General features: G+C 43.7%; 17 protein-coding genes and 1 tRNA gene. 9 read left to right on the top strand and 9 right to left on the bottom strand.

Features of this window, described 5'->3' with window-relative positions; translation table 11 throughout:
- Nucleotides 1-333: 333 nt before the first annotated feature.
- The 5 genes from ychF to lolB all read right to left on the bottom strand — a co-directional run bounded on the left by ychF (nt 334) and on the right by lolB (nt 4,741).
- Nucleotides 334-1,425, bottom strand: coding sequence for a redox-regulated ATPase YchF (gene ychF, locus ACED41_RS19670; protein ID WP_010439159.1), 1,092 nt, complete (start codon nt 1,423-1,425; stop codon nt 334-336).
- A 10-nt stretch (nt 1,426-1,435) separates the two neighbouring features.
- Nucleotides 1,436-2,026 carry an aminoacyl-tRNA hydrolase gene (pth, locus tag ACED41_RS19665; protein ID WP_004739815.1) on the bottom strand — a complete coding sequence of 197 codons (591 nt, stop codon included), beginning with the start codon at nt 2,024-2,026 and terminating at the stop codon, nt 1,436-1,438.
- 223 nt (nt 2,027-2,249) lie between these two features.
- Nucleotides 2,250-3,194, bottom strand: a complete 945-nt coding sequence (locus ACED41_RS19660) for a ribose-phosphate pyrophosphokinase (protein WP_004739814.1) — start codon at nt 3,192-3,194, stop codon at nt 2,250-2,252.
- A 27-nt stretch (nt 3,195-3,221) separates the two neighbouring features.
- On the bottom strand, nt 3,222-4,097 hold the full coding sequence (gene ispE, locus ACED41_RS19655) for a 4-(cytidine 5'-diphospho)-2-C-methyl-D-erythritol kinase (protein WP_371725508.1): 876 nt from the start codon (nt 4,095-4,097) through the stop codon (nt 3,222-3,224).
- On the bottom strand, nt 4,094-4,741 hold the full coding sequence (lolB, locus tag ACED41_RS19650; RefSeq protein ID WP_017067135.1) for a lipoprotein insertase outer membrane protein LolB: 648 nt from the start codon (nt 4,739-4,741) through the stop codon (nt 4,094-4,096). Before lolB ends, ispE begins: the two co-directional genes overlap by 4 nt.
- Before the next feature lie 160 nt (nt 4,742-4,901).
- Between lolB and hemA the strand changes: the two genes are divergently transcribed.
- The 8 genes from hemA to ybaK all read left to right on the top strand — a co-directional run bounded on the left by hemA (nt 4,902) and on the right by ybaK (nt 13,145).
- Entirely contained in the window at nt 4,902-6,161 is a 1,260-nt protein-coding gene (gene hemA, locus ACED41_RS19645) for a glutamyl-tRNA reductase (protein WP_017062312.1), read from the top strand.
- Nucleotides 6,162-6,189: 28 nt separating this feature from the next.
- Entirely contained in the window at nt 6,190-7,278 is a 1,089-nt protein-coding gene (gene prfA / locus ACED41_RS19640; protein WP_017062313.1) for a peptide chain release factor 1, read from the top strand.
- A gap of 5 nt (nt 7,279-7,283) precedes the next feature.
- Nucleotides 7,284-8,144, top strand: coding sequence for a peptide chain release factor N(5)-glutamine methyltransferase (gene prmC, locus ACED41_RS19635; RefSeq protein WP_371725507.1), 861 nt, complete (start codon nt 7,284-7,286; stop codon nt 8,142-8,144).
- Nucleotides 8,145-8,338: 194 nt separating this feature from the next.
- Nucleotides 8,339-8,722 (top strand): SirB2 family protein, encoded by a 384-nt coding sequence (locus ACED41_RS19630; RefSeq protein ID WP_009848726.1) that lies wholly within the window; start codon nt 8,339-8,341, stop codon nt 8,720-8,722.
- A 27-nt stretch (nt 8,723-8,749) separates the two neighbouring features.
- Nucleotides 8,750-9,559: a SirB1 family protein gene (locus ACED41_RS19625; protein ID WP_371720982.1), complete on the top strand. Its 810-nt coding sequence runs from the start codon at nt 8,750-8,752 to the stop codon at nt 9,557-9,559.
- Between the two features lie 22 nt (nt 9,560-9,581).
- Complete coding sequence (gene kdsA / locus ACED41_RS19620) at nt 9,582-10,436, top strand: 3-deoxy-8-phosphooctulonate synthase (RefSeq protein WP_017069619.1); 855 nt, start codon at nt 9,582-9,584, stop codon at nt 10,434-10,436.
- Nucleotides 10,437-10,891: 455 nt separating this feature from the next.
- Nucleotides 10,892-12,553 carry a bifunctional UDP-sugar hydrolase/5'-nucleotidase UshA gene (gene ushA / locus ACED41_RS19615; RefSeq protein ID WP_017066864.1) on the top strand — a complete coding sequence of 554 codons (1,662 nt, stop codon included), beginning with the start codon at nt 10,892-10,894 and terminating at the stop codon, nt 12,551-12,553.
- A 118-nt stretch (nt 12,554-12,671) separates the two neighbouring features.
- A complete protein-coding gene (gene ybaK, locus ACED41_RS19610; RefSeq protein WP_017066863.1) occupies nt 12,672-13,145 on the top strand; it encodes a Cys-tRNA(Pro) deacylase in 474 nt (157 codons plus the stop codon).
- Nucleotides 13,146-13,251: 106 nt separating this feature from the next.
- On the opposite strand, the gene rluF is transcribed toward ybaK, so the two are convergent.
- From rluF to ACED41_RS19595, 3 genes are all read right to left on the bottom strand, one after another.
- Nucleotides 13,252-14,385, bottom strand: a complete 1,134-nt coding sequence (rluF, locus tag ACED41_RS19605; protein WP_017064161.1) for a 23S rRNA pseudouridine(2604) synthase RluF — start codon at nt 14,383-14,385, stop codon at nt 13,252-13,254.
- Between the two features lie 176 nt (nt 14,386-14,561).
- Entirely contained in the window at nt 14,562-15,143 is a 582-nt protein-coding gene (gene smrA / locus ACED41_RS19600; protein WP_171733546.1) for a DNA endonuclease SmrA, read from the bottom strand.
- A gap of 170 nt (nt 15,144-15,313) precedes the next feature.
- Nucleotides 15,314-15,454, bottom strand: a complete 141-nt coding sequence (locus ACED41_RS19595) for a DUF3149 domain-containing protein (RefSeq protein ID WP_017062321.1) — start codon at nt 15,452-15,454, stop codon at nt 15,314-15,316.
- A gap of 255 nt (nt 15,455-15,709) precedes the next feature.
- On the opposite strand from ACED41_RS19595, the gene ACED41_RS19590 reads away from it, so the two are divergent.
- Nucleotides 15,710-15,786, top strand: a tRNA-Pro gene (locus ACED41_RS19590).
- Nucleotides 15,787-15,888: 102 nt separating this feature from the next.
- Here the strand turns inward: ACED41_RS19590 and ACED41_RS19585 are convergent.
- A complete protein-coding gene (locus tag ACED41_RS19585; RefSeq protein ID WP_017064159.1) occupies nt 15,889-16,557 on the bottom strand; it encodes a LuxR C-terminal-related transcriptional regulator in 669 nt (222 codons plus the stop codon).
- Nucleotides 16,558-16,940 lie beyond the last annotated feature (383 nt).

The following is a 16,940-nucleotide window of genomic DNA, read 5'->3' as shown; positions in this document are numbered from 1 at the left end:
CTGCGACCCCATCATTATGAGTGATGTGCTCTAACCAACTGAGCTAAGTAGCCATTTCCATATTGTTGCTCATTTCGAAACGTTGCCGCTTCGCTGTGAACGGGGCGCATTATGCGGAGTTGAGTGAAACCCGTCAACTTTTTTTTTGAATAAATCGCGAATAAACATCTGTTCGGTTTCTTTTTAGGCAAAGAGGCGTATTTGTCGACAAAAAACAGGTCTAAAAGGCGATATATATAGGAAGTTAAGTTTTTGGTGAGGGACAATTTAGAAAGGGGAAAAACAAAAAGGCCAGTGAATTCACTGGCCTTTTTTCTAGATGTTTAATCAGAATTATACATTGAAGCGGAAGTGAACAACGTCACCATCTTTAACGATGTATTCTTTACCTTCAAGGCGCCATTTACCTGCGTCTTTCGCACCGCTCTCACCGTTAAATTCGATGAAGTGATCGAATCCAACAACTTCAGCACGGATGAAACCTTTCTCGAAGTCTGTGTGGATCTTACCCGCTGCTTGTGGCGCAGTTGCACCTACAGGGATTGTCCAAGCACGAACTTCTTTAACACCAGCTGTGAAGTAAGTCTGAAGAGTCAGTAGTTCGTAACCAGAGCGGATCACTCGGTTAAGACCTGGTTCTTCGATACCCATATCCGCAAGGAACTCTTCGCGATCTTCGTCATCAAGCTCAGAAAGCTCTGATTCGATTGCTGCACAAACAGCAACAACAACGTTGTTTTCGTTTTCTGCGTATTCACGAACAGCGTCTAGGTATGGGTTATTTTCAAAACCATCTTCTGCAACGTTTGCGATGTACATTGTTGGCTTAAGCGTTAGGAAGTTTAGGTAGCCGATTGCTGCCGCTTCTTCTTTGCCAAGTTCAACAGTACGTGCCATACCACCTTCAGTTAGAACTGGAAGTAGCTTTTCTAGTACAGTGATTTCGAATTTAGCGTCTTTGTCGCCGCCTTTCGCTTTCTTCGCGTTACGTTGAATTGCACGCTCACAGCTGTCTAAGTCAGCCAGTGCAAGTTCTAGGTTGATCACTTCGATATCTTCAATTGGAGATACTTTGCCAGCAACGTGAACAATGTTTTCATTTTCAAAGCAGCGTACAACGTGACCGATAGCGTCAGTTTCACGGATGTTAGCTAGGAATTTGTTACCAAGACCTTCACCTTTAGATGCGCCAGCAACTAGGCCCGCGATATCTACGAATTCCATTGTCGTTGGAAGGATCTTCTGTGGATTAACAATTTTTGCTAATGCATCTAAGCGTAGATCTGGAACCGGAACGATACCTGTGTTTGGTTCGATCGTACAAAATGGAAAGTTTGCTGCTTCGATGCCTGCTTTAGTCAGTGCGTTAAACAGAGTTGACTTACCAACGTTTGGTAGACCAACGATGCCACATTTAAAACCCATGATATAAACCTTATTCTGCTTTGAACGTATGTAAGCGATTTTGTGCTTTTGGTAGGCCATCTTTTAATAAGATGTCTAGGCTGCGAACCGATTCGTCAACGACGGCCTCGATACACTCTTGCTCTTTTTGAGGAGCTTTGCCTAATACATAACCTGCAACTTTATCTTTGTGTCCTGGATGGCCGATGCCTAATCTAAGACGATAGAATTCTTTATTGTTACCCTGCTTGCTGATGATGTCTTTCAGACCATTATGTCCGCCATGACCACCACCTTTTTTAAACTTTCCAATACCAGGAGGCAGATCTAACTCATCGTGAGCGACCATGATCTCTTCTGGTTTAATTTGGTAGAACTTTGCTAAGGCTGCAACTGCTTTGCCTGACAAGTTCATAAAAGTCGTTGGGATCAGCAAACGAAGATCTTCACCGTGAACCATGATACGACCCGTTAGGCCAAAGAACTTTGGTTCGTTCTTTAGTGTCACGTTATGTACACGCGCTAATTCTTCAACTACCCAAGCGCCCGCGTTGTGGCGAGTTTTGGCGTATTCTGGACCTGGATTAGCCAGTCCAACGAGAAGTTTTATTTGTTGGCTCAAGGTATGGATCTCTCTTGGGATTTCAAAAAGCGCCGTATGATATCACAGTTTATGAAAAAGGTGCGAGCTAGCTGATAGCTGCGCGATTATTCCTGTTTGTGATAACTAGCAGTGCAATATTACTCAGACATAAAAAAAGCACTTCATTGACTGAAGTGCTTAATATCTTTCTCTCGCGTGTTTCTAAAACCAAGCTTTTGTAAAAAAAGCTATTGGGCTTTGATTAGTTGAACATCGCTGAGATTGATTCTTCGTTGCTGATACGACGAATCGCTTCAGCAAGCATGCGAGAAAGGCTAAGTGTTGTCACTTTACCCGTCGCAGCCATCTCTGGAGATAGAGAGATAGAATCCGTTACGATAACTTGGTCTAGAACAGAGTTCTTGATGTTGTTCGCAGCAGTACCAGAGAAAACAGCGTGAGTTGCGTAAGCGAATACACGCTTAGCACCGCGCTCTTTAAGCGCTTCAGCTGCTTTACATAGTGTGCCACCCGTATCGATCATGTCATCAACGATAACACAGTCACGACCTTCAACATCACCGATTAGGTTCATTACTTCAGAAACGTTAGCACGTGGACGACGCTTATCAACGATAGCGATGTCAACATCACCTAGCGCTTTAGCCGTTGCACGAGCACGTACAACACCACCAAGGTCTGGAGAAACCACTACTGGGTTTTCTAGGCCACGGTTAGCCATGTCTTCTAGAAGAACTGGAGTGCCGAAGATGTTATCAACAGGTACATCGAAGAAGCCTTGGATTTGCTCTGCGTGTAGGTCGATAGTAAGAACGCGGTCAACGCCAACGTTAGAAAGGAAGTCTGCAACAACTTTTGCAGTAATTGGCACACGAGCAGAACGTACACGACGATCTTGACGGGCATAACCGAAGTAAGGGATTACAGCAGTAATACGGCCAGCAGAAGCACGGCGCATTGCGTCAATCATTACCACCAATTCCATAAGGTTGTCATTGGTTGGTGCACAAGTTGATTGAATCAGGAATACATCGCTACCACGAACGTTTTCATTGATTTGAACAGCGACTTCGCCATCAGAAAAACGGTCTACAGTAGCATCGCCAAGAGAGATGTATAGACGATCAGCAATACGTTGGGCTAGTTCAGGTGTTGCGTTACCAGCAAATAGCTTCATATCAGGCACGGTGGAAACCTCGGGTTGCGTCCAGTTTTAAATAGATTGTGGGTGGGCTGATTGGTATTCAGCCAGAGTTTCTTTTAAAGGAGAAATGTTTCTTCCTTTCGCTACGAAAGCGGAAACTGTGTCAGGCAGTTGTTCTCGCACCAATTCGGCTTCTTTTTTGCTGTTAAATTCAGCAAAAACGCACGAACCTGTACCAGTCAATCTCGACGGCGCGTATTGTAGCAGCCATGAAAGTTGCTTATCAACCTCTGGGTACAGCATTCGCACAATTTTTTCGCAATCGTTTACGTATTCTTGCTCTAGAAGCGTTGCTAGCGCTCGCTTTGGCGTATTTCGAGTTAATTCTGAATGTTTGAATATGTCTGCAGTTGCTATGCTCACTTGAGGTTTGGCGACTAGATACCATTTTTCATCCGGATTAGCTGGTGACAATTGTTCTCCAACCCCTTCAGCAAAGGCGGCGTGGCCTCGAACGAAGACAGGAACGTCAGCACCAAGCTTCAAACCGATCTCGGCGAGTTGATCGTCTGACAGGTTGAGTTGCCATAAATAATTCAGAGCGACCAACACGGTTGCTGCATTTGAAGAGCCTCCGCCAATACCGCCACCCATAGGCAGTACTTTCTTGAGTTCAATACCGGCACCGAAACAGGTTGAGGTATATTGCTGTAGCGCAGTAGCGGCTTTCCAGATCAGGTTGTCTTCAAGTGCTACCCCAGGGATTTCTGGTGTGATTGTTATCGAGCTAGTTTCTGAGTTTGCGGTAACCGTCAGTTCATCACCAAAATCGACAAACTGAAATAAAGTTTGAAGTTCGTGATAGCCATTGTCACGTCGACCAGTGATATAGAGAAATAAATTCAGTTTAGCCGGAGAAGGCCAATGGGTTGGCGTTGTTATCATCTTTTCAGTGTCCACTTCGAAACTACAATGTTGATTTTGTTATTGTCTTGCTTGAATGACAATCGAGTAGGGAGTGGGATTATCTCTACCTTAGTGTTGTCTTCACCCGATAGTTGCTTATTCGGCATCTCTGTATTGCGATAGTTAGCAAAACTCAGTGTCCATAATTGGTTGCTGACTTGTTTGGTGAGAGATTCAAGCGTGTTGGTCGTGTTCAATTGGTAGCTATCGGCTTGGTCTGGAATGCCAAGGAACCATTGTGGCAGGTGATCAATAGGGATCTGTAAACCTGTCAGCTGCTCAACCAAGACTGAAGCGCTCGCATGAGTAAATACTTGATCGCCATAGGTCACGACTTTTGCACCCGATGGATCTATGGTTAGGTTCAGTGCAGTTTGACCGAGAAAAGTAGTGAGCCTTAATTGACTTTGATTTGGTGAATGTTTCCAAATGAAATTTAGGCTTTGACGTTGCTCTGGGGAAATGTAAGCGAGCTTGCCTGAGGCTTGATAGTTGTCTATCTGTAAAAGCCGATCTTGATGACTTTGCCATTCAACGCTGGTTGGTTGTTCTGGGATAGACGAGCAACCCACCATAGTTATGGCCATAAAAATAAGAGACGCGATTTTGAGAAGCTTGCTCATGTTTGCTCACAACTTGTTCAAATTTATCTAAAAAACGCTTCAACTATAGCATTGAATTCACGAACTCAGGAAAACAAATCCCGCTTGCTCTTTAAATAGAGCCATGCATCAAGTAAAATTCGCCCCTTGTTTCCATTCCCTGATCGAGAACTTCTGATACATGTCTTTGCTTGCCGTAGGTATCAATCACAATACAGCGTCGGTTGAATTGCGAGAAAAAGTCGCTTTTGGTCCAGATAAATTATCTGAGGCACTCAAGCAACTTAACGCAAATGCACACGTGAATGGAAGTGTCATACTTTCTACCTGTAATCGAACTGAAGTGTATTGCGACGTTAAAGGCGTGGCTAAAAACAAACTCATCGATTGGTTGTCGGTTTTCCATCAAGTTAGCCCAGAAGAGCTAAAGCCAAGCCTTTATATCCATGAAGAGCAGGCGGCGATTAAACACTTAATGCGCGTTGCTTGTGGTTTGGATTCTTTAGTCTTGGGTGAACCGCAGATCTTAGGTCAGGTGAAGCAAGCGTATACGGACTCGCGAGAGAACAAATCCGTTGATGCTTCAATGGAAAAACTATTCCAGAAATCATTTTCTGTTGCGAAGCGTGTTCGAACTGAAACTGAAATCGGCGGAAGCGCGGTTTCTGTAGCTTACGCAGCCTGTACCTTAGCCAAGCATATTTTTGAATCCATCGCAGATTCAACCGTGTTACTGGTTGGTGCGGGTGAAACCATTGAGCTGGTGGCTAAGCACCTTTCGGCGAATGGCTGTACAAAAATGATTGTGGCGAACCGAACTCGAGAACGTGCTCTAGGGCTAGCAGAAGAATTTGGTGCTGAAGTGATCAGCTTGAATGAGATCCCTGATCATCTTCATCGAGCGGACATCGTAATTAGCTCAACCGCAAGTCCATTGCCTATTATCGGTAAGGGTATGGTTGAGACTGCTCTAAAAACAAGAAAGCATCAGCCGATGTTATTGGTTGATATTGCCGTTCCACGTGATGTGGAATCGCAGGTTGGTGATCTAAATGATGCCTACCTTTATTCGGTTGATGATTTGCAGTCGATTGTTGATGGCAATATCGAACAACGTAAAGTTGAAGCGATTCAAGCTGAAGCGATCGTCAGTGAAGAAAGTGCCGCGTTCATGAGTTGGATGCGCTCTTTACAAGCGGTAGACAGTATTCGAGATTACCGTAAATCGGCTAACGAAATCCGCGAAGAATTATTAAGTAAAAGTTTACAATCGCTTGCCGCTGGCGGTGACCCTGAAAAAGTTTTACTCGAGCTCAGCAATAAGCTCACAAACAAATTGATCCATGCTCCAACGCGCGCACTTCAAAGTGCAGCTGAGCAAGGAGAACCTGCAAAATTAATGGTCATTAGACAGAGTTTGGGCTTAGAAAACCCTCAATAATATTAGACCTCCAACAAGATAAGACATTATGAAAGCCTCGATTCTAGTAAAGCTTGAAACACTTGTTGAACGCTATGAAGAAGTTCAACATCTACTTGGTGATCCAGATGTAATCGGGAATCAAGACAAATTCCGTGCACTTTCGAAAGAATACTCTCAACTTGAAGAAGTGACAGCTTGCTTCCAGTCATACCAGCAAGCGAAAGAAGATCTAGAAGCTGCTGAAGAGATGGCAAACGAAGACGACGCAGAAATGCGTGAAATGGCTCAAGATGAAATCAAAGATGCGAAAGCAGCAATTGAGCGTCTGACTGATGAGCTACAGATTCTTCTTATTCCAAAAGATCCAAACGATGAGCGTAACTGTTTCCTAGAAATCCGCGCAGGTGCGGGTGGTGATGAAGCAGGTATCTTCGCGGGCAACCTGTTCCGTATGTACTCTAAGTTTGCTGAGAAGAAAGGTTGGCGTGTTGAAATCATGAGCAGCAATGCTTCTGAGCAAGGCGGCTACAAAGAGATGATCGCTAAGGTTAGTGGCGACGCTGTTTACGGCACCATGAAGTTTGAGTCAGGCGGTCACCGTGTACAACGTGTACCTGAAACCGAATCTCAAGGCCGTGTTCACACGTCAGCATGTACGGTTGCGGTTATGCCTGAGATCCCAGAAGCGGATCTTCCAGAAATCAAAGCGGGCGACCTTAAAATTGATACTTTCCGAGCATCAGGCGCGGGTGGTCAGCACGTTAACACCACGGATTCAGCAATCCGTATTACTCACTTACCAACGGGTACAGTAGTAGAGTGTCAGGACGAGCGTTCTCAGCATAAAAACAAAGCGAAAGCGATGGCTGTTCTTGCTGCTCGTATTGTTCAAGCAGAAGAAGAGCGCCGCGCGGCAGCGGTTTCTGATACACGTCGTAACCTACTAGGTTCGGGTGACCGTAGTGACCGTATTCGTACGTACAACTACCCACAAGGCCGTGTTTCGGATCACCGTATCAACCTTACAATTTACCGTCTTAACGAAGTACTTGAAGGTGACATGCAAAGCTTGCTTGATCCTGTACTTCAAGAGCACCAAGCCGATCAGCTTGCTGCACTTGCAGAGAACAACTAACCAGTATGCAGTCAGCATATACGGTTGAAAGTGCTTTAAAAGCAGCAATCGTAAAGCTTCAAGAGGGTGATAACACATCACCCTCTATTGATGCCGCGGTACTGCTTTGTCACGCCTTAGATAAACCAAGATCTTACCTACTGACTTGGCCTGAGAAGCATCTCACCTCTGAGCAAGAGTCTGAATTCAATGCCCTTCTAAAACGTCGCTTAACCGGTGAGCCTGTGGCTTACATTATCGGTGAGCGTGAGTTTTGGTCACTGCCGTTAAAAGTTTCCCCTTCTACATTAATCCCACGCCCAGATACCGAGCGTTTGGTTGAAGTAGCGTTGGATAAAACCTTTGGCAAGCAAGGCGCGATTCTCGATTTAGGGACAGGTACAGGTGCTATCGCGTTAGCATTAGCGTCTGAGATGCCGAATCGACAGGTGACGGGTATTGATCTTCGCCCTGAAGCGCAGCAGCTTGCGACAGAGAATGCACAGCGTCTCAACATCACCAATGCGACTTTTTTGCATGGTAGTTGGTTTGAGCCTTTGAGCTCTGAAGGCGTTGTGAAATTCTCTCTGATTGTTTCTAACCCGCCATACATTGAGAAGAATGATCCTCATTTGTCTCAAGGCGATGTGCGTTTTGAGCCGATCACAGCACTGGTTACTGAAGAGAAAGGGCTTGCAGATATTCGATACATTTCTGAAAACGCACGTGGCTTTTTGGAAAATGAAGGTTGGTTAGCATTTGAACACGGCTATGACCAAGGTTTGGCAGTTCGTGAGATTATGCAGGCGCTCGGTTATCTCGATGTTGTCACAGAGAAAGATTACGGTGGTAATGACCGAGTGACATTGGGTCGTTACTGTTCATAGTTAGTGATTGTTAATCGTCTTGTGAGCAATGGATGATGAACTTGCTAAATTGATACCTTTAACTCGACAATACATTTAACCCGATAATGCATTTAACGCAGAAATACAGAGATTTTATGCAGAACTACAGAGCATTAACGGGTATTGTGAGGCTCGTGTTAACGAAAGCACATATAAAAATATAAAGGAATACCATGTACGAAGGTCTAAAACATTTTCACCTATTAACGATTGCTATAAGTGCGCTACTTCTCTCGATTCGTTTCGCTCTTATGATGGCTAACTCACCTAAGCTTAAGCATCCTTTCTTGCAGCGTTTCCCTCATATCAATGACTCGTTGCTATTGCTATCGGGTATTGGTTTGATTTTCATCACTGGCTTTATTCCATTTACACCAGCAGCACCATGGTTAACCGAAAAACTAACTTGTGTTATGGCTTACATCGCATTAGGTTTCTTTGCGCTTAAGCTAGGTAAAAACAAGCTACTGAGAGTATTCTCTTTCTTTGGTGCGCTTGGCTGGTTAGCGATGGCAGGCAAAATCGCAATGACCAAGACACCAACATTTTTCGGTTAATTATCTCCTTATTTCGGTTAACTATCTATGTACGAATTTTTTGATGAAGACTTTGACCAGCTAGAGTTAGCTGAAGGTGCATTGATCTTAAATAAAGCGATTAACCCAGAAACTCAAGACAGTTGGGCAGAGCAAGAGCTGGTGAGATTGTTAAAAGACGCCGAGTTTGCTTTGGTTAATGAAACCGATGAACAGCAGAAGTTTGAATCTTTTATTCGACTATTCTTTTATGAATGGGGTTTTGCTGGCGATAAAGATGCGTATTTCTCTTCGGAAAACGCGTTCATCGATAAAGTGCTTGAGAGAAAGAAAGGCATTCCAGTGAGTCTGGGGGCGATCTTTCTTTTTCTAGGTCGCAAGCTAGGCTTTCCTGTAGAGGGCGTCTCTTTCCCGACTCAATTCTTACTTAAAGTAAGTTGGTACGGGCAAGCTGCAGCCTATATTAACCCTTATAACGGTGAGTATGTTGGCGAACAAACGCTGCGAGCATGGTTAATTGGCCATGATGGCCCATTAGCTAAGGTGAAACCTGAGCACTTAGAAGTCGCCGACCACCCAACAATTATTGGTAAGTGGTTAGCCCTGCTCAAGAGTGCACTGCTGCGAGAAGAGCGTTATACACTTGCATTGAAGTGTACTGACCTTGCTTTGACGTTTGTACCTGATGACCCATATGAAATCCGTGACCGCGGTTTTATCTATCAGCAGCTAGACTGTCACCAAGTAGCCGCAACCGATTATCAATACTTTATCGACCAATGCCCAGATGACCCGGCATCTGAGTTACTGAAATCTCAAGTGAACGTCATGAACGAAAAGACAGTGGTCGTTCACTAATTAATAATTATTTAGAGAGAATATGATGGAACAGAAAACAGTTCATATTGGCGATATGCCAATTGCTAACGACAAGCCATTTACGCTATTTGCAGGCATGAACGTTCTTGAATCTCGCGATCTTGCTATGCAGATCTGTGAGCACTATGTAAAAGTAACCGAGAAGCTGGGCATCCCTTACGTATTTAAGGCGTCTTTTGATAAAGCGAACCGCAGCTCAGTTCATTCATACCGTGGTCCAGGAATGGAAGAAGGTCTCAAAATCTTCCAAGAGCTGAAAGATACTTTCGGCGTGAAGATCATTACTGATATCCACACAGAAGCTCAAGCTCAGCCTGTTGCGGATGTGGTTGATGTAATCCAACTACCTGCATTCCTAGCTCGTCAAACTGATCTTGTTGAAGCAATGGCTAAGACTGGCGCAGTAATCAACGTGAAGAAGCCTCAGTTCATGAGCCCGAATCAAGTTGGCAACATCGTTGATAAGTTCGCTGAGTGCGGTAATGACAACATCATCCTTTGTGAGCGTGGCGCTTGCATGGGTTACGATAACCTTGTTGTGGATATGCTTGGCTTTGGCGTAATGAAGAAGTCTTCAAACGGTAGCCCAATCATCTTCGACGTGACGCACTCTCTACAAATGCGTGACCCATCAGGTGCTGCATCTGGCGGTCGTCGTGAGCAAACGGTTGAACTTGCTAAAGCGGGTCTTGCTACGGGTATTGCGGGTCTGTTCATTGAAGCTCACCCAAACCCAGACCAAGCTCGTTGTGATGGCCCATCTGCGCTACCTCTAGACAAACTAGAGCCGTTCTTGAAGCAGATGAAAGCACTTGATGACCTTATCAAAGGCTTTGAGCATATTGATATTAAATAATTGAGATGGATGTGAAGTAACGGAAACGTTATTTAACAAAGTTGATCTAAGAAAGCCCAGTTCTCTGAATTGGGCTTTTTTTAATCTCGTAAAAGCAGCCGAACATAAACCGTTCATTTAAAGAGTTGTTAACGTGGCGGGTTATTACCTAAGAAACTCTTATATGAGTGTGAGGTCAGTCCTGTTTGCAGTAAATTACTGATATTCATCACACTTTGTAAGTAAACGATTGCTTGTGATGCAGGGGAAGTTTGAGTGTAATCTCATAATTTTGTTACACTTAACTGTTGACCTATGCGTGACCAATTCGACATAAATATGAAATCGTTGTGTTACATCTAGAATGTTAATTTAAGATTAGTCATGTTGAAGTCTTATTGTTCGAACTCCAGGAAAGGGGTCGCAATAGATTATAAAAAGCAGTGGATTCCCCTAAAAAGTTCAAAGGTATGACAATGAAGCAACGCCTTATTCTAAAGACAGCACTAAGTGCTGCAATCCTAGCTACTCTAGCTGGGTGTGCGTCTCAATCAGCTCATGATTGGAACCAAGACGAAACTTACAAGCTAACGATTCTTCACACAAACGATAACCATGGTCGTTTCTGGCAGAATAAATATGGCGAATACGGCATGTCTGCACGTAAAACGCTAGTTGACCAACTTCGTTCAGAAGTTGAAGCAGAAGGCGGTAGCGTGTTGCTTCTATCTGGCGGTGACATCAACACGGGTGTTCCAGAGTCAGACCTTCAGGACGCAGAACCTGATTTTAAAGGTATGAACAAAATTGGTTACGATGCCATGGCATTGGGTAACCACGAGTTTGATAACTCTTTAGACGTATTACAAAAGCAGATCGACTGGGCTAACTTCCCAATGCTATCTGCAAACATCTACGATAAAGCGACAGGTGAACGTAAGTTCCAAGCTTACGAGATGTTCGAAAAGCAAGGCATCAAGATTGCGGTTATTGGTTTAACAACTGAAGATACCCAAAAGATTGGTAACCCTGAATTTATCGCAGGCATCGACTTCCGTGATCCTAAAGAAGAAGCGAAGAAGCTAATCGCTGAACTTAAAGAAACAGAAAAACCGGATCTAATCTTTGCTGTGACTCATATGGGTCACTACGAAAATGGCCAACGTGGTGTTAATGCTCCGGGTGATGTCGCACTTGCTCGTTACCTAAACGAAGGCGATCTAGACATGATCGTTGGTGGTCACTCTCAAGAGCCTGTATGTATGGAAGGCCCTAACGTTGCGAAGAAAAACTTCAAGCCGGGTGATGAGTGTAAGCCTGACGTACAGAACGGTACTTACATCGTTCAAGCTCACGAGTGGGGCAAGTACGTAGGTCGTGCTGATTACGAATTCCGTAATGGCGAGCTAGAGATGGTGAGCTACGACCTGATTCCAGTTAACCTTAAGAAGAAAGTTAAGATCGACGGTAAGAAGCAACGTGTTCTTATTCAAGATGAAATCGCACAAGACCCAGAGCTACTTGAATTCCTACGTCCTTTCCAAGAGCAAGGTCAGGCACAGCTAGAAGTTCAAATCGCTGAGACAAATGGCAAGCTTGAAGGCGATCGTAACGTCGTTCGTTTCCAACAGACCAACCTAGGTCGTTTGATTGCGACTTCTCACATGGAGCGTGCAAAAGCAGACTTCGCTGTGATGAACTCTGGTGGCGTTCGTGACTCAATTGAAGCCGGTAATGTTACTTACAAAGATGTACTGAAGGTACAGCCTTTTGCAAACATCCTGACTTACACAGACATGACGGGTAAAGAAGTTCTGGATTACCTAAATGTAGTAGCGACTAAACCAATCGATTCTGGTGCTTACGCTCAGTTTGCTGGAATCTCTATGACAGTAGCGAACGGTGAAGTATCGAATGTATTCATCGGTGGCAAACAGCTTCGTCTAGACGAAACTTACCGTTTCACAGTACCAAGCTTTAACGCTGCTGGTGGTGACGGTTACCCTAAACTGTCTGATCACCCAGGTTACGTAAATACTGGTTTTGTTGATGCTGAAGTACTGAAAGAGTACCTAGAAGCAAACAGCCCGGTTGACGTGAACAAGTACGCGCCTTCAGGCCAAATAGTTTACAAGTAATTGAATCCAAGCAATTGTATCAATAGGTGCTAAATTAGATTGACTCTAGCACCATGATAAATTTAACTAAAGCGACGCCTCGGCGTCGCTTTTTGTTTATCTATCGTTTGGATTTGTTATGACCCCAGCAATCAATCTCGCCAAGAAAAAGAAAATCGCTCATAGCGTGCATCAGTACCATCATGATGCCAATAATACGAACTATGGTTTAGAAGCCGTTGAAGCGCTTGGTCAAGATCCCAAACGTGTATTCAAAACGCTGTTGTTCTGCTTGAATGGTGTGGCGAAAGATTTGGCAGTCGCCGTTATTCCTGTCGACCAGAAGCTAAACCTAAAGCTGGCAGCAAAAGCGGCGAAAGGCAAAAAAGCAGAGATGGCTGATCCAGATATTGCTCAGAAAACCACGGGTTATGTTGTTGGTGGCATTAGTCCGCTTGGTCAGAAGAAAGCACTGCCTACCTTCGTTCATTCCAGTGCGACAGATTTTGAAACGATATGTGTGAGTGCAGGTAAGCGTGGGCTAGAGATTGAATTAGACCCAAAAGACTTAACATTTCTGACTCGCGGCCAGTTTGCTGATTTATGTTTATAGATTGTCGTCGTCATGATGATAAAACTATCGAATGACCAACAAAAACGCCCGCTAGACTAATCTAGCGGGCGTTTTTATATCGAGAGTCTCGTCTTACTGATTCAGACTACTTCTTCAGACCTAAAGTACCACCAACACGCTTTGGTGCAGGTTTGTTCGGTCTGTTTGAATCTTGGCTGCGGTTTGCCGGCTTCCCGCTTCTACGATCGGTATTATCGCGATCTGTGCGATTGCGATCCGAACGATTTCTATCTGAATTAGAACGCTCTGAACGAGAGTTCGATTTCCAGTTCTCGGTATTACCACCGCTTTCACCATTCGATGAATTGCGGCCACGCTTTGAATTAGGTGCATGACGGAATTCATCCGCATTGTTACCGCGGTAGGTGCGTGTACGGTTCTCGTTTTGATTACGGCGTGCTGTTGAAGCTTGGTTCTCTTCACGGCTATCAAAAAGTTTCGCGTCAGTCGCTTTGCGAATGCGTTGACCTTTCGCGTTCATTTTTGACGCATCTTCCGTACTTACTGAGCCTTCACACATCGCTAAAATTTCAGTGATCTCTTCGTCGCTCAGGTAGCGCCATTTGCCGTTAGGAATACCGTCTAGTGAGATATTCATAATACGAACACGACGCAGTTTAAATACTTCATAACCGAGCGCTTCACACATACGGCGAATTTGGCGGTTAAGGCCTTGTGTTAGCGTAATTCGGAATGAGAACTTAGTCTCTTTCTCTACTTTACATGGCAAAGTGACTGTATCGAGAATGTGAACGCCAGCGCCCATTTGCTTCAAGAATTCCGTCGTAATCGGCTTATCTACACGCACCACGTATTCTTTCTCGTGGTTGTTACCTGCACGTAGGATCTTGTTTACGATGTCGCCGTCATTGGTTAGGAAGATAAGGCCATCAGAAGGCTTATCTAGACGACCAATCGGGAAAATGCGCTTGTGGTGGCCAATAAAGTCGACGATGTTGCCAGGAATATCACGCTCAGTCGTACAGGTGATACCTGTTGGTTTATTGAGAGCAATGTAAATCGGCTTCTCTTTTGAGCGAACAGGCTTATTGTCGATCTCAACATCATCACCTGGCAAGACTTTAGTACCCATTTCAGGGATCTTACCGTTAATAGTAACTCGGCCTGCATCAATCAGTTTATCGGCTTCGCGGCGTGAGCAAAAACCAGTTTCACTGATGTATTTATTAAGGCGTTTAGCTTGGGATTCTTGTGACATGATATTCTCTTAGCGTTTCACAACGGAAATGTAGATAAACAAAAAGCAACCTTTGGATAGTTGCTTTGAGTTGAAATTCGTTAACTGAGGTAATTTTAGCACTTGGTGTGAGTCTAGGCACGAAATATCGATCTTGATGCAAAATCGTTAGTAGTCCATTTATCTATCTCAACCTATTAACTGGTGCGTTTTTGATGGCGCTCTCTGTTCTCTAGCTTTTTCTCATTACTCTTTCTGAGCATGACATAGACTGCGCCCGTACCACCATGAAATTGCTGAGCAGAATGAACACATTGAACGTCGTTGATTTGCGTAAGCCAATTTGCCACGTAGCTTTTCATCATTGCTGGTGGGTTCGAACGCTCACCCTTACCGTGAACAATGATGACAGTACGAACATCCATTCTTAAACACTGACGCAAAAATGAAAGCACTTCGTTACGTGCGTCTTTCAGTGTTTTCCTATGAAGGTCGAGCTTGGCTTGAATAGGGTATTTGCCTAGGCGCAGCTTTTTGTATACGCCTTCTTGTACACCGTCTTTTTTATAAGCAACGACATCGTCTGGCTTGATCATTGGCGAGTAATCTAACGATAAGTAGTCTTTCTCGTCGTCAGACAGCCACATAGCGGCTTCACGCTTAGCAAGGTGAGATTCGGTGACTCGGTGTACTTTCTGGTGTTCAGCGGTGTCATGGTTGATACGTTTAACATCGCCCATCATTTCTTGGAATAGATCTAAGTCATCATCATGAGACATAGTGTGTATCTCAAGTTGGAGAAGGATAGGGTAAGTATACCTAAGTTGAGGTTAGGTTTAAAAATGAAAAAACCGGAGAAGACAATAAGTCTGCTCCGGTGCAAAGCGTTTTGACATTTACTTATAAAGTAAAAGAATACTTAAAAGTAAATGATTTAGGCAGAGCGATTCTAGTGAGGAGATTTTTCAGTCATAACTTTGTATATGAAGAAGCCTCCATAAAACATCATGAGACCCAGAGCCCCGAAGATTACTATCATTGAAGATAGTCCCACCGCATTACCAAATAGGAGATCTAGCCAAAAGTCCATGTGTATACCTCAAAGTTATATGACATGGCTTAGTGTATTAACAAGCATTATCAATTCACTGATCTGGATCAATCCTGTTTCATAAGTTAAATACTTGTTGGTAACTGTGTGTTTTTCGTCACATCATGCTCGTTGTTGTATGTCTTTTGTTCGAACGATTCAAAATCGCAATAAATATGAGAAAAAGCCCTTGCGGATAAATTCAGAACCCGTATTATACGCTCCATCGACAGGCAATGAGCCAGTTAGATATCTCGGTGAATAGCGCAGCTTGGTAGCGCATCTGGTTTGGGACCAGAGGGTCGGGGGTTCGAATCCCTCTTCACCGACCACATTAGAAAAAGCCGTAGCAGAAATGCTACGGCTTTTTTGTATTTGGGATTTCTACATTCTAACTGCATTGACTGTTTATGGTTGAGGGCAGAGAGTTAGGTCTATTGGACGAACTCATTTGTCGCAACGTTGTTCTTAACCCAGATCAAAGCTTGTAAGCGATTCTTCACCTTGATTTTTTTAAACGTGTTGTGAAGGTGTGCTTTGACCGTATTCTCACTGACATAGAGGGTATCTGCTATCTGAGTGTTAGATGCTCCATCACCGAGTAACTTAATGATCTGCTGCTCGCGTTTGGTCAGCTTGAGGTAATAAGGACTGGTTTTCGCGCACTGCCTCTCTCTGTAGAAGCTAATGTACTGGTAAATGAGCTTTCTACTCATCCACATCTCGCCTTGCAAAATGCAGTTAAAGCCGGCCACGAGCTTTTCAAGCGTGTCCGACGTATAAAAAATGCCGACAAGATACTGCCATTTAAGCATTTCAGAGTGCGGGAAATCGCCTGGTGTATTGAGTAGCACTTCATGGACATCACTTGCTACGTCATCTCTGAGCTCCTGGTATTTCTCAATGTATTGCTTACTCATTGTCGGGAAATCAATAATAATCAGAACTAAGTCATCGTTTTTTAGGGATTTAGCACTGAGCCTTTCCGGTGATATGAGTTTTATGTTCAGGTTAACTTTCTGTTCTATAGACTCTTTTAGTAGTATCGATTGTAAATTGTTCTCCGCAAGTAAAATGGCGTTATGAGCCTCCAGTTTAGCCATGTGGAACTCCTTTTCTTAACTCATTACTTGAACTTTAGGTGTTTTAGTTTAAAGCACGTATTGTTATTTTGCTAATTTTTAAAGCTAATTATTCATCAAATCTATGAAATTAATTTAATAGTATTGTCGAAGGTAAAATAATACTTAAGTAGAAAGAGGGAATTACCGAGATTTATGGTTTTATTTTATTGATTGTACAGTCTTTATGAATTTTCCAGATCCCCTTGTTTGGGTGAAGTTTTATAGTGGCAGGAAACTGATTTATATTAATAATCAACGTTGTAATACCACTATTCGTATTCTGGTTGAAATTAGAGTTGGTGTTCGTACTCAACGTTAATGAAGATGCCACACTGTTATTTATGGTCAGAATAAGACTTTTA

Origin of the sequence: Vibrio sp. 1F255 (genome assembly GCF_041439145.1) — a bacterium.
GTDB lineage: Bacteria > Pseudomonadota > Gammaproteobacteria > Enterobacterales > Vibrionaceae > Vibrio > Vibrio crassostreae_C.
Note: the sequence above shows the minus strand (reverse complement) of the source record. Positions and strands in the feature narration are given on the sequence as shown.

What these genes read in the sequence shown, in the direction of transcription:
- ychF (WP_010439159.1), bottom strand. Translation starts at nt 1,425, where the DNA reads ATGGGTTTTAAATGTGGCATCGTTGGTCTACCAAACGTTGGTAAGTCA.
- ispE (WP_371725508.1), bottom strand. Translation starts at nt 4,097, where the DNA reads ATGATAACAACGCCAACCCATTGGCCTTCTCCGGCTAAACTGAATTTA.
- lolB (WP_017067135.1), bottom strand. Translation starts at nt 4,741, where the DNA reads ATGAGCAAGCTTCTCAAAATCGCGTCTCTTATTTTTATGGCCATAACT.
- hemA (WP_017062312.1), top strand. Translation starts at nt 4,902, where the DNA reads ATGTCTTTGCTTGCCGTAGGTATCAATCACAATACAGCGTCGGTTGAA.
- prfA (WP_017062313.1), top strand. Translation starts at nt 6,190, where the DNA reads ATGAAAGCCTCGATTCTAGTAAAGCTTGAAACACTTGTTGAACGCTAT.
- prmC (WP_371725507.1), top strand. Translation starts at nt 7,284, where the DNA reads ATGCAGTCAGCATATACGGTTGAAAGTGCTTTAAAAGCAGCAATCGTA.
- ACED41_RS19630 (WP_009848726.1), top strand. Translation starts at nt 8,339, where the DNA reads ATGTACGAAGGTCTAAAACATTTTCACCTATTAACGATTGCTATAAGT.
- ACED41_RS19625 (WP_371720982.1), top strand. Translation starts at nt 8,750, where the DNA reads ATGTACGAATTTTTTGATGAAGACTTTGACCAGCTAGAGTTAGCTGAA.
- kdsA (WP_017069619.1), top strand. Translation starts at nt 9,582, where the DNA reads ATGATGGAACAGAAAACAGTTCATATTGGCGATATGCCAATTGCTAAC.
- ushA (WP_017066864.1), top strand. Translation starts at nt 10,892, where the DNA reads ATGAAGCAACGCCTTATTCTAAAGACAGCACTAAGTGCTGCAATCCTA.
- ybaK (WP_017066863.1), top strand. Translation starts at nt 12,672, where the DNA reads ATGACCCCAGCAATCAATCTCGCCAAGAAAAAGAAAATCGCTCATAGC.
- rluF (WP_017064161.1), bottom strand. Translation starts at nt 14,385, where the DNA reads ATGTCACAAGAATCCCAAGCTAAACGCCTTAATAAATACATCAGTGAA.
- smrA (WP_171733546.1), bottom strand. Translation starts at nt 15,143, where the DNA reads ATGTCTCATGATGATGACTTAGATCTATTCCAAGAAATGATGGGCGAT.
- ACED41_RS19595 (WP_017062321.1), bottom strand. Translation starts at nt 15,454, where the DNA reads ATGGACTTTTGGCTAGATCTCCTATTTGGTAATGCGGTGGGACTATCT.
- ACED41_RS19585 (WP_017064159.1), bottom strand. Translation starts at nt 16,557, where the DNA reads ATGGCTAAACTGGAGGCTCATAACGCCATTTTACTTGCGGAGAACAAT.